The following is a 12,510-nucleotide window of genomic DNA, read 5'->3' as shown; positions in this document are numbered from 1 at the left end:
GACTAGGCGGTAGGCCGGGACTCACCCACGGTGCCCTCCCCCGGCCTTGCGCGCAGGTCCTTGAGCGTGCGTGCCGTGAGCAGGGCGGCAGACGCCGCCTCCAGCCCCTTGTCCTCCGAGGAGCCCGGCAGGCCGGCCCGGTCCAGCGCCTGCTCCTCGGTGTCGCACGTCAGGACGCCGAAGCCGACCGCGACGCCGTGGTCCAGCGCGACCCGGGAGAGCCCGTCGGTGGCGGCCGAGCAGACGTACTCGAAGTGCGGCGTGCCTCCCCGGATGACCACCCCGAGCGCCACCACGGCGTCGTACCCCTGGGCGGCCAGCGCCGCCGCGACGACGGGCAGCTCGAAGGTCCCCGGCACCCGGACCTCCAGCGGCGCCTCCACCCGGGAGTCGGCCAGCGCCCGGCGCGCCCCGGCCAGCAGGCCGTCCATGACCTGGGTGTGCCAGCTCGCGGCCACCACCGCGACCTTCAGGTCGCGGCCGTCGACCGGCTCGTGGGTGGGTGCTCCGGCGCCGCTCATGACTGCTCCTCCAGGTCGGGAAGGTGGTGGCCCATCCGGTCGCGCTTGGTCATCAGGTAGGCCAGGTTGTGGTCGTTGGGGTGCGGGGTCAGCGGCACCCGCTCGGTGACCCGGATCCCGAAGTCCTCCAGGCTCCGGGTCTTCTCCGGGTTGTTGGTGAGCAGCCGGACCGCGCTCACGCCGAGGTCGCGCAGCACCTGGGTGGCGGCGCCGTAGTGCCGGCCGTCCGCCGGCAGGCCGAGGTCGAGGTTGGCGTCGACGGTGTCGCGGCCCTCGTCCTGCAGGGCGTACGCCTGGAGCTTGGCCACCAGCCCGATCCCGCGGCCCTCGTGACCGCGCAGGTAGACCACGACCCCGCGGCCCTCCTCGACGATCCGGGCCATCGCCTCCTCGAGCTGCGGACCGCAGTCGCAGCGGTAGCTGCCCAGGACGTCACCGGTCAGGCACTCGGAGTGGACCCGGGTGAGCACCGGCTCGTCCCCGGTGATGTCGCCGTGCACGAGCGCCACGTGCTCGGAGTCGTCGATGGTGATCCGGTAGCCGTACGCGGTGAAGTCGCCGTGCCGGGTCGGCAGCCGGGTCACCGCGACCCGGTCGACGTGAATCTCGTGCCGCCGGCGGTAGCGGACGAGGTCCTCGATGGAGATCATCGCCAGACCGTGCTCGTCGGCGAACTCGCGCAGCTCGGGACCGCGCTTCATGGTGCCGTCGTCGTTGACCACCTCCACCAGCACGCCGGCCGGGGTCAGGCCGGCCAGGCGGGCCAGGTCGACCGCCGCCTCGGTGTGCCCGCGGCGGACCAGCACCCCGCCCTCGCGGTAGCGCAGCGGGAACACGTGACCGGGCCTGGTCAGCTCCCACGGCTCGGTGGCGGAGTCGGCCAGCACGCGCGCGGTGTGGGAGCGGTCGGCCGCCGAGATCCCGGTGGAGACGCCGTCCCGGGCGTCCACCGAGATCGTGTACGCCGTACGGAGCTTGTCCTTGTTGTGCGGCGTCATCAGCGGGATCTCCAGCCGGTCCAGCATGTCGGCGGGCATCGGCACGCAGATCACCCCGCTGGAGTGCCGGATGGTGAAGGCCATCAGCTCCGGGGTCGCCTTGCTGGCGGCGAAGATGATGTCGCCCTCGTTCTCGCGGTCCTCGTCGTCGACGACCACCACCGCCTTGCCGGCGGCGATGTCGGCCACGGCCCGCTCGACGCTGTCCAGTCGGATGCTCACGCGCGCACTCCTTCTCCTGCTGCCGATGCCGGCAGCGAACGGTCCCCTTCCGGGGACTCCTCTTGCTGGTCCGCCCGCCGGGCGGCCCGCCACCAGACGACGAAGCCGAGCACCACGAAGGCGGCGTAGACCAGGTACATGACGGCGGTCGGGTAGTAGCCGGCCTGCATCAGGGTGGTGACCCCGACGACGTCGACCAGCACCCAGACCAGCCAGAACTCCACCCACCCGCGGGCCATCCCCCAGGTCGCCAGCATCGAGCCGGCGAGGATCCATGCCTCCGTCGCCGGGCCCCAGGAGCCGAGCCGGGTCAGCGCCCAGTACGCCACGGCGTACCCGACGAGGCCGGCGACGAGCAGCTGGCCGCGCTCGCCCCAGGTGGCCCAGCGAGGCGTGATCGCCCCGCCGTCCGCGGCGCCACCGGCCCGGCGGGCCCGGCTCCAGCGGACCCAGCCGTAGAGGCTGACGGCGGCGAAGAAGACCTGTCGCCCCGCCTGCCCCCACAACGGCTCGGAGACGACGTTGCTCAGCTCGCCGGTGGCGAAGACCCCGAAGAGCAGGACGTTGCCGACCAGGCCCACCGGCCAGGCCCAGACGTACCGCCGCATCCCCAGGACGGCGCTCATCAGCCCGAAGACGTTGCCGATCACCTCGGGCGCGCTCAGGCTGCCGCCGGGCACCGCGATGGTGCCCGAGGTCAGCCACTCCAGCAGCGTCATCATGCGCGCTCCCCCGGCAGGTAGGCGCGGACGAGCTTGGCCACGTGCTTGGCGATCACGTCGGTCTCCAGGTTGACCCGGTCCCCGGGCTGCCGGAAGCCCAGGGTGGTCCGGGCCAGGGTCTCGGGGATCAGGCTGACGGTGAAGCTGGCCTCGCCGACGTCGACCAGGGTGAGGCTGACGCCGTCGACGGTGATCGACCCCTTCTCCACCAGGAACGGGCCCAGCTCGGGCGGCATCGAGATCTCCACGACCTCCCAGTGCTCGCTGGGCGTGCGGATGAGCACCTCGCCCACGCCGTCGACGTGGCCCTGGACGATGTGCCCGCCGAGCCGCTTGTCGGCGGTGACCGCGCGCTCGAGGTTCACCCGGTCACCCGGCCCGACGCCGGCCAGGCTGGTGCGCTGCAGGGTCTCCTGCATCAGGTCGGCGGTCCACAGGTCGACCGTCCCCTGCTCGCCAGAGGAGCCGGTCTCGCTCACGGTCAGGCAGCAGCCGTTGACCGCGATCGAGTCACCCAGGTGGACGTCGTCCAGCACCGTGGCGGCCCGGATGGTGAGTCGCAGGGCGTCGCCCTGGTCGAGCACGGCGTGCACGGTGCCGAGCTCCTCGACGATTCCGGTGAACATCTCAGAGGTCCTCTCGTGGGGATCGTGGGGGCGCCATGGTCAGGCGGACGTTGCGCTCGGGGCCCTCCCCGAGCACGGCGACGTCGGTGACGTCGAGGCGCAACGCGTCGGCGAGGGTGGTGACGCCCAGGTCGGCGACGGCGGCGCGGCCGGAGCCCAGCAGCATCGGGGCGACGTAGGCGACCACCTCGTCCACCAGGCCGGCGGTGAGGAAGGCGGCGGCCAGGGTGGGCCCGCCCTCCAGGAAGACGTGCCGGCGCTCGAGCGCGAAGAGCTCGGTGAGCGCCTCGGCGGGGTCGCGGGTCAGCAGCCGCACCGTGCGGGCGGAGTCGTCGAAGACCCGGCGGTCCTCGGGCAGGTCGCGCAGGCCCATCACGGCCCGCAGCGGCTGCTCGGGGACCGGCCGGTCGTGCTCGTCGCGCACCGTCAGCCTCGGGTCATCGACCTGGACGGTGCGGGTGCCGACCAGAACGGTGTCGCTCAGCGCCCGCAACCGGTGCGTGTCGAGCCGGGAGGCCGCGGAGCTGACCCAGCGGCTCGTGCCGTCGGCGGCGGCACTGCGGCCGTCCAGGGTGGTGGCGAACTTCCAGGTGACGAACGGGCGACCGTGCTCCCAGGCGAAGGTCCACACCTCGTTGACCGCGCGGGCCTCCTGCGCCAGCACCCCGGCGAGCACCTCGACCCCGGCCGCGCGCAGGGTCTCGGCCCCGCCGCTGGCCTGCGGGTTGGGGTCGGACTGGGCGAAGACCACCCGGCGGACGCCGGCCTCGACCAGGGCCTGGGCGCAGGGTCCGGTGCGACCGGTGTGGTTGCAGGGCTCGAGAGTGACCACCGCAGTGGCCCCACGCGCCGCCGCGCCGGCACGGGCCAGTGCGTCGGCCTCCGCGTGGGGCGTGCCGGCGCCGCGGTGGAAGCCCTCGGCCACGACCTGTCCGTCGTCGAGAAGCACGCAGCCCACCCGCGGGTTGGGACCGAGCGGGACTCCCGGGCTCGCGGCGAGCGCCAGCGCGCGCAGCATCGCCTGCTGCTCGGCGTGTGTGGCTGTCATCGCTCTCCCGGGTCCGTCGCGGACTCCTGGGGGCGCGATCTCGGAGGAGCAGTCGCCACGGGGACGACCGGACCTACGGAGATCTGCGTGCGTCTTCTCATCCGGACTTTGACCGTCGGTCCAGGAATTTCACCTGGTCAACCGACCACTGGTGGTGGCCGGGTCGCGGACTTCCGGTCGAAGCAAGCTTCTTCCAGTCACCGCCGGTGCGGAGTTTCACCGCCCCCAGAGCACGCGAGCTCTTTTGCTCTTGCAGGCCCAACTCTGCCACACAGGTCACGGGGGCACCGCGGGTGTCCAGATGCGGGTCAGGGGCGGGCGACCCGAGGAGCCCGGGCTCTTGTCTCGACGGGTGATGACAGCGGGACACGGGCCGCCCTAGTCTCCGCTCCATGCGACCACGTCGGCCGTGGTCGATGACCACCCTGTCCTCTCCGCCCGCCGCGCGCCTGGTCCCGGTCGCGCTGATCTCGGCTGTGCTGACCGCGACGCTGCTGGCCGGCTGCTCCACGCGGATCAGCGCCGGGACCGAGGCCGGGGCCGCGTCCTCCGGCACGCGGTCGGCATTGAGCACTCCCCAGCCGGCACCGTCCGAGGCAGAGGACACCCCACCCCCGGGCGACCGGACGCCGACTCCTCCTGCCCGGCCGACACCCCGGTCCCCCCGGCAGGTGGTGGACGACCCGCGGTCGTCCCTCAACGGCGTGTGGGTGGTCCGCGGCGAGGGCGGGTTCGCGGTCGACACGTGGTGGGGACGGCCGGACCGGCCGGCCGAGCGGGCCGTGGCCTCCAGCACCGACGGCTTCGCCACGGCGCAGTACGCGCGGCTGAGCGAGCGGACGGGCTACGAGTGGTTCCCGGTCCCCACTCCCCCCGGGCCGCGTCCCGACCTCGCCGAGCTCGAGGGCCTGCTCCAGTCACCCGCGCACACGACGGTGGACCGGGTGCGCGCGGTGGTCGGCGGGGGCGACGGGGCCACGCTCTTCCCGTTCCAGGCCGTCGCCCGGTCGACCGACCGCGGCGCGACGTGGCGGCGCTTCGACGTGCCGAGGTTCGACGGGGAGATGGCGTACGTCAGCGGCGAGGCGGTCCTGCCCGGCGGGCGTCTGCTGGTCCTGCTCAGTAACTTCTCCGACGACCGACGTGGCGACCCTTCGCCGCGGCATCACGGCCTTTGGGTCAGCCTGGGGGGCGACTGGTCGTCGTACACAGAGCTGGTTCCCACTTTCGACCCGCCGCTGCTGCCCACCGAGCACGGCTGGCCTTCGGCCGTGGGCGTCGGGGCGAGCCCCGAGGGCGGTGGCGTGGTGTGGGTGACGACCTGGGACGACCGGCTCTACGTCTCCACCGACGGCGCCGCGACCTTCCGGGAGATCCCCGCGCGCTGACCGCGCTGCAGGGACCCGGGCCTCAGAGGGCGGAGGCCGCCTCCGCCTTCGCCTTGAGGTCGCGGACCATCGCGTCCGGGTCCTCGGCGGAGTAGACGGCCGAGCCGGCCACGAAGACGTCGGCGCCGGCCTCGGCGCAGCGCTCGATGGTCTCCAGGCTGACTCCCCCGTCGACCTGGAGCCAGGTCTGCACCCCGTGCTTGGCCATCAGCGCGCGGGCGGTCCTGATCTTGGGCAGGCACAGGTCGAGGAACTTCTGCCCACCGAAGCCGGGCTCGACGGTCATGATCAGCAACATGTCGAGCTCGGGCAGGAGCGCCTCGTAGGGCTCGACCGGGGTGGCCGGCTTGAGCGCCATGCTGGCCCGGGCGCCCTGCGCCCGGATCTCGCGGGCCAGCCGCACCGGGGCCTTGGCCGCCTCGACGTGGAAGGTGACCGAGCTGCAGCCGGCCTCGGCGTACGCCGGCGCCCACCGGTCCGGGTCCTCGATCATCAGGTGCGCGTCGAGCGGAAGGTCGGTGTGCTTGGCCAGGCTCTCGACCACCGGCAGGCCGAGGGTCAGGTTGGGCACGAAGTGGTTGTCCATCACGTCCACGTGCACCCAGTCGGCGCTGCCGATCCGGGCCACCTCCGCTCCCAGCGCGGCGAGGTCGGCGTTCAGGATGCTCGGTGTGATCTGGATTCCCACCCGCACATCGTAGGTGCGGCTCAGTCCGGCTCCGCGGGCGGCTCCGCGCCCTCCGACTCGTCCCGGTCGGCCCACTCCAGGAGGGGTGCGAGGTCGAAGACGTGCTCGTCGATGGAGGCGTGCAGGTCGCCGATCTCGGCGAACCTCGCGGGCACGGTGAAGATCGTGAAGTCGTCCGGCTCCGCGTCGTCGACCTCGTCCCATCCGATCGGCGCGGAGACCCGCGCCTCGGGCACCCCGCGCACCGAGTACGCCGCGGCGATGGTGTGGTCGCGCGCGTTCTGGTTGTAGTCCACGAACAGCGCGCCCGGGTCGCGGTCCTTGCGCCACCAGGCGGTCGTCACGTCCTCGGGGGCGCGCCGCTCGACCTCGCGGGCGAAGGCGAGGGCGGCCCGGCGTACGTCGGCGAAACCGTGGTCGGGGCTGATCCGCACGTAGACGTGCATCCCGCGGCCCCCGCTGGTCTTCGGGAAGCCCGTGGCACCCAGCTCGTCGAGCACCTCGTGGGCCACGTGCGCCACCCGGCGCACCTGGGCCCAGTCCGACGCCGGTCCGGGGTCCAGGTCGATCCGCCACTCGTCCGGCTTCTCGGTGTCCGCGCGACGACTGTTCCACGGGTGGAACTCCACCGTGGACATCTGCACCGCCCAGATCACCTGGGCCAGCTCGGTGACGCAGAGCTCGTCGGCGGTCCGCTTCCACCGCGGGAAGAAGAGCTCGACCGTCTCCACCCAGGGCGGCGCGCCCGGGGGCAGCCGCTTCTGGTGCACCTTCTCCCCCGCCAGCCCCTTGGGGAAGCGGTGCAGCATGCACGGCCGCTCCTCGAGCGCGTTGACGATCCCCGGGCCCACACTCAGGTAGTACTCCACCAGGTCGAGCTTGGTGGCACCGCTCGCCGGGAAGTAGACCCGGTCGGGGTTGCTCACCCGCACCGTGCGGTCGTCGACCTCGATCTCGACGGCCGGGGTGGCGGACTTTCCGGAGGGCACGGACAGCAGGCTAGCGGCCCGGCGCTCCGGCCGGCGTCAGCTCGTGCGCTCGAGCAGCGCCATGAACATCGCGTCCGTGCGGTGCCGGTGCGGCCACAGCTGCATCGTCCCCGGCAGCGGGCCCGCCGCGTCGGGCACCTCCGGCAGCACCAGGCTCAGGTCACCCAGCCGGACGTCGTCGCGCTCGGCCAGCACCGCCGAGACCACGTCCGCGGTCTCGGCGAGCACCGGGGAGCAGGTGGAGTAGAGCACCACACCGCCGGGACGCACGGCGTCCACGGCCCGGTCGAGCAGCGCGCGCTGCAGCGGGACCAGCGCCTCCAGGTCCTCGGGGCTGCGCCGCCAGCGCGACTCCGGCCGGCGGCGCAGCGCCCCCAGACCGGTGCACGGCACGTCGACCTGGACCCGGTCGAAGGAGCCCGCCGGCCAGGCGGGCTGGGTCCCGTCGGCGGTGACCACCCCGAGCGAGCCGTCCGCACCGTCGAGGGCCCGACGGACCAGCCGCGCCCGGTGCGGCTGACGCTCGACGGAGAGCAGCCGGGCGCCCGGGGCGCTGCCGTCCCGGGTCGCCGCCAGCGCCGCGAGCAGGGCGGACTTCCCGCCAGGTCCGGCGCACAGGTCGAGCCAGCGCTCCTCCGCAACCTCCGGGCCGGGCTCGAGGCCCACCCGGGCGAGGGCGAGGGCGACCAGCTGCGACCCCTCGTCCTGGACCCCGGCGCGGCCCTGGGCCACCGCCGGCACCTCGCCGGGGTCACCGCCGTCGAGCACCACGCCGTACGGCGAGAACAGCGTCGGGGTGCCCGGCAGCTCCGCGCGGTCGACCCGGCCCGGCCGGGCCACCAGGCAGACGGCGGGCGCCTCGTTGTCGGCAGCCAGCAGCGCCTGCAGCTCGTCGGCGGTGGTGGTCGCGACCTCGGTGCGCGGGCTGCGGGCCAGCGCCTCACCCAGGGCGTCGACCACCCAGCGGGGGTGGGAGTGCGCGACGGCGGAGAACCCGTGCGGATCGCGCACCGGGTCAGGGGCGACCCGGCGCACCCAGCCGGCGAGGTCCTCCTCGCAGACCCGGCGCAGGACGGCGTTGGCGAAGCCCGCGGCCCCCTGGCCGACCGCGTCCCGGACCAGGTCCACGGTGCTGCTGATCGCCGCGTGGGACGGCACCCGCATCGAGAGCAGCTGGTGCGCCCCGAGGCGGAGCGCGTCGAGCACCTTCGCCTGCACCTTGGCCAGCGGCCGGTCCAGGCACGCGGCGATCACCGCGTCATAGGTGGCACGGCGACGCAACGTGCCGGAGACGAGCTCGGTGGTGAAGGCGGCGTCGCGGCCGGTGAGGCCGTGGGTCCGCAGCACCGAGGGCAGCACCAGGTTGGTGTAGGCGTCGTCGACGCGCACGGCCGTGAGGACCTCCAGCGCCGCGCGACGGGACGGGTCGGCGCTCTTGCGAGCGCGCGGCGGACGACCCCCGGGACGGCGCCCGCGGCTCTGACGGGGGTCAGCCATCGAGTCGCTCCCCGGCGCGCAGGGCGGTGACGAGGCGCCGCGGGGCCCGGCACGCCCAGGCCTCGGTCAGGATCTCGCGCAGTTCTGCGAGGGTGAGCTCGGCGAGCCTGGACTGCTGGACCAGCACGGCGTTGGTGCTCCTGAAGTGGTCGATGGTGAAGAACGGGGTGGCGGGATCGTCGACCAGCGCGGCCTTCTCCCCCGCGTCCGCGGTGACGACGACCAGGAGGTCGTCGTACATCTCCCCGGTCTCGGGGTGGACGGCGGTGTGGTGCGGACGGCGGTAGAGCACGAAGCCCCGCCCCTTGTCCCCGCGCGGGACCTTCCAGGTCGGCACGTCGCCCCAGGAGACGCCGAGCTCGGTCTCCGGCAGCGACGCGCAGATCTCCTCGACGTCCTCGGGACGCGCCGGTCGCCCGGCGTCGGTCCCGGGCACGTCCGCAGAGGTCATGTCAGACAGGATCGCCCAGACGGAACCCGGAGTCGAGCCGCGCACCGCGGGCCCAGTCCGCGGCAGCCATCTCCTTCTTGCCGAACGGCTTGACCCGGTCCAGCTGCACCGGGTCGGTGGCCGTGCCGACGAAGAGCGCCTTCTTGGTGACCTCGACCTCGCCGGGCGCGAGCCGCTCCCGCCCCTCGGTCAGGCGCACCGGCCCGATCTTGACCCGCTCACCTTCGTGCGTGCTCCAGGCACCCGGGCCGGGGGTGCAGGCGCGGATCCGGCGGTCGACCGCCACGGCCGGCTCGCTCCAGTCGACCCGGGCGTCCTCCACGGTGATCTTGGGGGCGAAGGAGACGCCCTCGGCCTGCTGCTCGCGGGCCTCGAGCTCGCCGCTCTCGATCCCGTCCAGGGTCTGGACCAGGAGGCCGGCACCGCCCTCGGCGAGCCGGGCCAGGAGGTCGCCCGCAGTGTCGTGCTCGCGGATCCGTTCGGTCATCACGCCGAACGTCGGACCGGCGTCCAGCTCCTTGACGATCCGGAAGGTCGTCGCGCCGGTGACCTCGTCACCGGCCCAGATCGCGTGCTGCACCGGAGCGGCGCCGCGCCAGGAGGGCAGCACGGAGAAGTGCAGGTTGACCCAGCCGTGGGGCACCAGGTCGAGCGCGGACTGCGGCAGCAGGGCGCCGTAGGCCACCACCGGGCAGCAGTCGGGGCGCAGCGCCCGCAGCTCCTCCTGGAACTCGGGGTCGCGCGGGTGGGCCGGCTTGAGCACCGGCAACCCGAGCTCCTCGGCGCGCTGCGCGACCGGGCTCGCCACCAGCTTGCGGCCGCGGCCGGCGGGGGCGTCGGGCCGGGTGACGACGCCGACCACCTCGTGGTCGGAGGCGACCAGGGCGTCCAGGGCGGGGACGGCGACCTCGGGGGTACCGGCGAAGACGATGCGCATGCTCAGAAACCGAATCCGTTCGTGCGGTGGGGAGAGACCTTGACGACGGGCTGCTCGAGCCCGAACCACTCCGACTCCCGGATCGCCTTCATCGCGGCCTTGCGCGCCTCGGCGTCCAGCCGGTCGATGAAGAGCACGCCGTCCAGGTGGTCGGTCTCGTGCTGCAGCGCGCGGGCGAGCAGCTCGGAGCCCTCGATCCGCAGGGGCTCACCGTGCATGTCGAAGCCGGAGGCGACCACCCGCAGCGCGCGCCGGCAGTCGAAGGTCAGGTCGGGCAGCGAGAGGCAGCCCTCCGGTCCGTCCTGCACCTCCTCCGACAGGCTCAGGGTGGGGTTGACCAGGTGGCCCACCTCACCGCCGACGTTCCAGGTGAAGACCCGCAGGCCGACGCCGATCTGCGGCGCCGCGAGGCCCGCGCCCGGGGCGGCCAGCATCGTGTCGGTCAGGTCCCGGACCAGGGTCCGGATCTCCTTGTCGAAGTCGTCGACCTCGAGCGCCGGCTTGCGCAGGACCGGGTCGCCGAACAGGCGGATGGGCTGGACTGCCACGGAAAGCGTGCTCCTCGGGTGGTGGAAGCAGACAGTCTACGAACCGGACCGGGGACGCCGGGTCATCGGTGCGAGACTGCTCGCACGTCTGCGCTTGGGAGGGTGCCATGACCACGGTTGTCGACGTCCGCGACCTGCGGATGCGCTACGGGGACCACGACGTGCTGGACGGGGTCGACTTCCGGGTCGAGGCCGGCGAGGTGGTCTGCCTGCTCGGGCCGAACGGGGCGGGCAAGACCACCACGATCGAGATCCTGGAGGGCTTCCGGATCCGCTCGGCCGGGTCGGTGCAGGTGCTCGGCGAGGACCCTGCCACCGCTCCCGAGGACTGGCGGGCCCGGACCGGGGTGGTGCTCCAGTCCTGGCGCGACCACCCGCGGTGGACCCCGCGCCGCCTGCTGGCCCACCTCGGCGGCTTCTACGCGCCGTACTCGGAGCCCGGACGTACCCGTCCGCACGACACCGAGCTGCTGCTGGAGACCGTCGGTCTCAGCGAGCACGCCGACCGCAAGCTCGCCTCGCTCTCCGGCGGGCAGCGACGCCGCCTCGACGTCGCCGCGGCCATCGTCGGCCGTCCCGAGCTGCTCTTCCTCGACGAGCCCACCACCGGCTTCGACCCGCAGGCCCGCCGCGACTTCCACGACCTGATCACCCGCCTGGCCCGAGCCGACGGCACCACCATCGTGCTCACCACCCACGACCTGGCCGAGGCCGAGAAGCTGGCGACCCGGGTGCTGGTGCTGGCCGGTGGGCGGATCGTCGCCGACGACACGGTCGCGGGACTCGCCCGGCGGGTCCTGGGCGAGGCCGAGGTCCGCTGGGTCGCGGACGGCGCGAGCCACAGCGAGACCACGCAGGACGCGACCGGCCTCGTACGCCGTCTGCTCGAGCAGCACGGCGACGGGCTGCACGACCTCGAGGTACGCCGGGCCAGCCTGGAGGACGCCTACCTCTCGCTGGTCCGCGGCCACGAGACCGGCCAGCAGGACGCGGCCGCCCGGCTCTTCGCGGAGGCGACCCGATGAGCTCATCGTGGTACGGCTACCGCCTCGGGCTGCGCCGGGGCTGGACGGAGTTCATGCAGAGCCTGCGCAGCACCCAGGACCAGGGGTACTACCTGTTCACCGCGGTGCTGTCCCTGGGCTACCTGTACCTGAACCGGAACGAGCCGGTGGAGGGGACCGACCTGCTGCTGCCCACGGTGCTGCTCCCGAGCCTGCTGGGCGCCCTGCTCTGCTTCGGCACGGTGATCGGACCCGCTGGCTCCCTGGCCATGGAGAAGGAGGACGGCACCCTGCTGCGGCACAAGGCGGTGCCGCACGGGGTCCAGGGCTACTTCTCCGGTCAGCTGCTCCTGCACGCGCTCGGGCTGGTGCCCCAGCTGGTCGTCATCCTGCTGCCCAGCCTCCTGCTCTTCGACGGCCTGATGGACGCACCGACCGGCTGGCTGACCCTGGCCTGGGTGGTGCTGCTGGGGATGGCCGCGACGATGCCGCTCGGCATGATCCTGGGCGGCCTGGTGCCGAGCGCGCAGAAGCTGGGCACCTGGGGGATGTTGCCCGTCCTGCTGCTGATCGGCATCTCCGGCATCTTCTACCCGGTGCAGGCCCTGTGGGAGTGGATCCAGGTCGTGGCGCAGGTGTTCCCGGTCTACTGGATCGCCTTGGGCCTGCGCTCGGCCTTCCTGCCCGACAGCGCCGCCGCGCTGGAGCTCACCGAGAGCTGGCGGACCCTGGAGACCGTCGGCGTGCTCGGCGCGTGGGCCGTGCTCGGCGCGCTGCTCACGCCGCTCGTGCTGCGCCGGATGGCGCGACGGCAGGCCGGCTCGCGGGTGGAGGCGGCTCGGGAGGCGAGCATGCAATGGGTGAAGTGACG

At 73.5% G+C, this 12,510-nt stretch carries 14 protein-coding genes and 1 riboswitch; of the genes, 3 read left to right on the top strand and 11 right to left on the bottom strand.

The genetic code is table 11. The features are described from left to right. Window positions 1-2: 2 nt before the first annotated feature. The 5 genes from ribH to ribD are packed head-to-tail and all read right to left on the bottom strand — an operon-like array spanning window position 3 to window position 4,137. Window positions 3-521, bottom strand: coding sequence for a 6,7-dimethyl-8-ribityllumazine synthase (gene ribH / locus H8838_RS09130; RefSeq protein ID WP_181310788.1), 519 nt, complete (start codon window positions 519-521; stop codon window positions 3-5). Then, entirely contained in the window at window positions 518-1,741 is a 1,224-nt protein-coding gene (locus H8838_RS09125; RefSeq protein ID WP_185994802.1) for a bifunctional 3,4-dihydroxy-2-butanone-4-phosphate synthase/GTP cyclohydrolase II, read from the bottom strand. The genes ribH and H8838_RS09125 overlap by 4 nt, the downstream gene beginning before the upstream one ends. Further along, window positions 1,738-2,463 (bottom strand): nicotinamide mononucleotide transporter family protein, encoded by a 726-nt coding sequence (locus H8838_RS09120; RefSeq protein WP_185994803.1) that lies wholly within the window; start codon window positions 2,461-2,463, stop codon window positions 1,738-1,740. The genes H8838_RS09125 and H8838_RS09120 overlap by 4 nt, the downstream gene beginning before the upstream one ends. After that, the gene (locus H8838_RS09115) at window positions 2,460-3,089 is read right to left on the bottom strand and encodes a riboflavin synthase (protein ID WP_181310785.1); all 630 of its coding nucleotides are present in this window, start codon (window positions 3,087-3,089) and stop codon (window positions 2,460-2,462) included. Before H8838_RS09115 ends, H8838_RS09120 begins: the two co-directional genes overlap by 4 nt. A gap of 1 nt (window position 3,090) precedes the next feature. After that, window positions 3,091-4,137 carry a bifunctional diaminohydroxyphosphoribosylaminopyrimidine deaminase/5-amino-6-(5-phosphoribosylamino)uracil reductase RibD gene (gene ribD / locus H8838_RS09110; RefSeq protein WP_224766492.1) on the bottom strand — a complete coding sequence of 349 codons (1,047 nt, stop codon included), beginning with the start codon at window positions 4,135-4,137 and terminating at the stop codon, window positions 3,091-3,093. An 83-nt stretch (window positions 4,138-4,220) separates the two neighbouring features. After that, a riboswitch (FMN riboswitch) is annotated at window positions 4,221-4,375 on the bottom strand. Between the two features lie 154 nt (window positions 4,376-4,529). Between ribD and H8838_RS09105 the strand changes: the two genes are divergently transcribed. Continuing rightward, on the top strand, window positions 4,530-5,525 hold the full coding sequence (locus H8838_RS09105; protein WP_185994804.1) for a hypothetical protein: 996 nt from the start codon (window positions 4,530-4,532) through the stop codon (window positions 5,523-5,525). A gap of 22 nt (window positions 5,526-5,547) precedes the next feature. On the opposite strand, the gene rpe is transcribed toward H8838_RS09105, so the two are convergent. The 6 genes from rpe to def are packed head-to-tail and all read right to left on the bottom strand — an operon-like array spanning window position 5,548 to window position 10,635. Next, complete coding sequence (gene rpe / locus H8838_RS09100) at window positions 5,548-6,213, bottom strand: ribulose-phosphate 3-epimerase (protein ID WP_185994805.1); 666 nt, start codon at window positions 6,211-6,213, stop codon at window positions 5,548-5,550. Between the two features lie 20 nt (window positions 6,214-6,233). Next, entirely contained in the window at window positions 6,234-7,202 is a 969-nt protein-coding gene (gene ligD / locus H8838_RS09095; RefSeq protein ID WP_185994806.1) for a non-homologous end-joining DNA ligase, read from the bottom strand. Window positions 7,203-7,238: 36 nt separating this feature from the next. Then, window positions 7,239-8,699 (bottom strand): RsmB/NOP family class I SAM-dependent RNA methyltransferase, encoded by a 1,461-nt coding sequence (locus H8838_RS09090; protein WP_185994807.1) that lies wholly within the window; start codon window positions 8,697-8,699, stop codon window positions 7,239-7,241. Further along, window positions 8,692-9,150 (bottom strand): MmcQ/YjbR family DNA-binding protein, encoded by a 459-nt coding sequence (locus H8838_RS09085; RefSeq protein ID WP_185994808.1) that lies wholly within the window; start codon window positions 9,148-9,150, stop codon window positions 8,692-8,694. Before H8838_RS09085 ends, H8838_RS09090 begins: the two co-directional genes overlap by 8 nt. A 1-nt stretch (window position 9,151) precedes the next feature. Further along, complete coding sequence (gene fmt, locus H8838_RS09080) at window positions 9,152-10,087, bottom strand: methionyl-tRNA formyltransferase (RefSeq protein ID WP_185994809.1); 936 nt, start codon at window positions 10,085-10,087, stop codon at window positions 9,152-9,154. A 2-nt stretch (window positions 10,088-10,089) separates the two neighbouring features. Then, window positions 10,090-10,635 (bottom strand): peptide deformylase, encoded by a 546-nt coding sequence (gene def / locus H8838_RS09075; protein WP_181310778.1) that lies wholly within the window; start codon window positions 10,633-10,635, stop codon window positions 10,090-10,092. A 107-nt stretch (window positions 10,636-10,742) separates the two neighbouring features. Here def and H8838_RS09070 point away from each other — a divergent pair, with 107 nt between their 5' ends. Both H8838_RS09070 and H8838_RS09065 read left to right on the top strand, forming a co-directional pair. Further along, window positions 10,743-11,660 (top strand): ABC transporter ATP-binding protein, encoded by a 918-nt coding sequence (locus tag H8838_RS09070; protein WP_224766491.1) that lies wholly within the window; start codon window positions 10,743-10,745, stop codon window positions 11,658-11,660. Then, window positions 11,657-12,508: an ABC transporter permease gene (locus tag H8838_RS09065; RefSeq protein ID WP_185994810.1), complete on the top strand. Its 852-nt coding sequence runs from the start codon at window positions 11,657-11,659 to the stop codon at window positions 12,506-12,508. The genes H8838_RS09070 and H8838_RS09065 overlap by 4 nt, the downstream gene beginning before the upstream one ends. Window positions 12,509-12,510: the final 2 nt, after the last annotated feature.

It is taken from the genome of Nocardioides campestrisoli (assembly GCF_013624435.2).
Taxonomy (GTDB): domain Bacteria; phylum Actinomycetota; class Actinomycetes; order Propionibacteriales; family Nocardioidaceae; genus Nocardioides; species Nocardioides campestrisoli.
This window is presented reverse-complemented; position numbering and strand designations above follow the sequence as displayed.

Coding starts and splice junctions, on each gene's coding strand:
- ribH (WP_181310788.1), bottom strand. CDS start 521: ATGAGCGGCGCCGGAGCACCCACCCACGAGCCGGTCGACGGCCGCGAC.
- H8838_RS09120 (WP_185994803.1), bottom strand. CDS start 2,463: ATGATGACGCTGCTGGAGTGGCTGACCTCGGGCACCATCGCGGTGCCC.
- H8838_RS09115 (WP_181310785.1), bottom strand. CDS start 3,089: ATGTTCACCGGAATCGTCGAGGAGCTCGGCACCGTGCACGCCGTGCTC.
- ribD (WP_224766492.1), bottom strand. CDS start 4,137: ATGACAGCCACACACGCCGAGCAGCAGGCGATGCTGCGCGCGCTGGCG.
- H8838_RS09105 (WP_185994804.1), top strand. CDS start 4,530: ATGCGACCACGTCGGCCGTGGTCGATGACCACCCTGTCCTCTCCGCCC.
- H8838_RS09090 (WP_185994807.1), bottom strand. CDS start 8,699: ATGGCTGACCCCCGTCAGAGCCGCGGGCGCCGTCCCGGGGGTCGTCCG.
- H8838_RS09085 (WP_185994808.1), bottom strand. CDS start 9,150: ATGACCTCTGCGGACGTGCCCGGGACCGACGCCGGGCGACCGGCGCGT.
- fmt (WP_185994809.1), bottom strand. CDS start 10,087: ATGCGCATCGTCTTCGCCGGTACCCCCGAGGTCGCCGTCCCCGCCCTG.
- H8838_RS09070 (WP_224766491.1), top strand. CDS start 10,743: ATGACCACGGTTGTCGACGTCCGCGACCTGCGGATGCGCTACGGGGAC.
- H8838_RS09065 (WP_185994810.1), top strand. CDS start 11,657: ATGAGCTCATCGTGGTACGGCTACCGCCTCGGGCTGCGCCGGGGCTGG.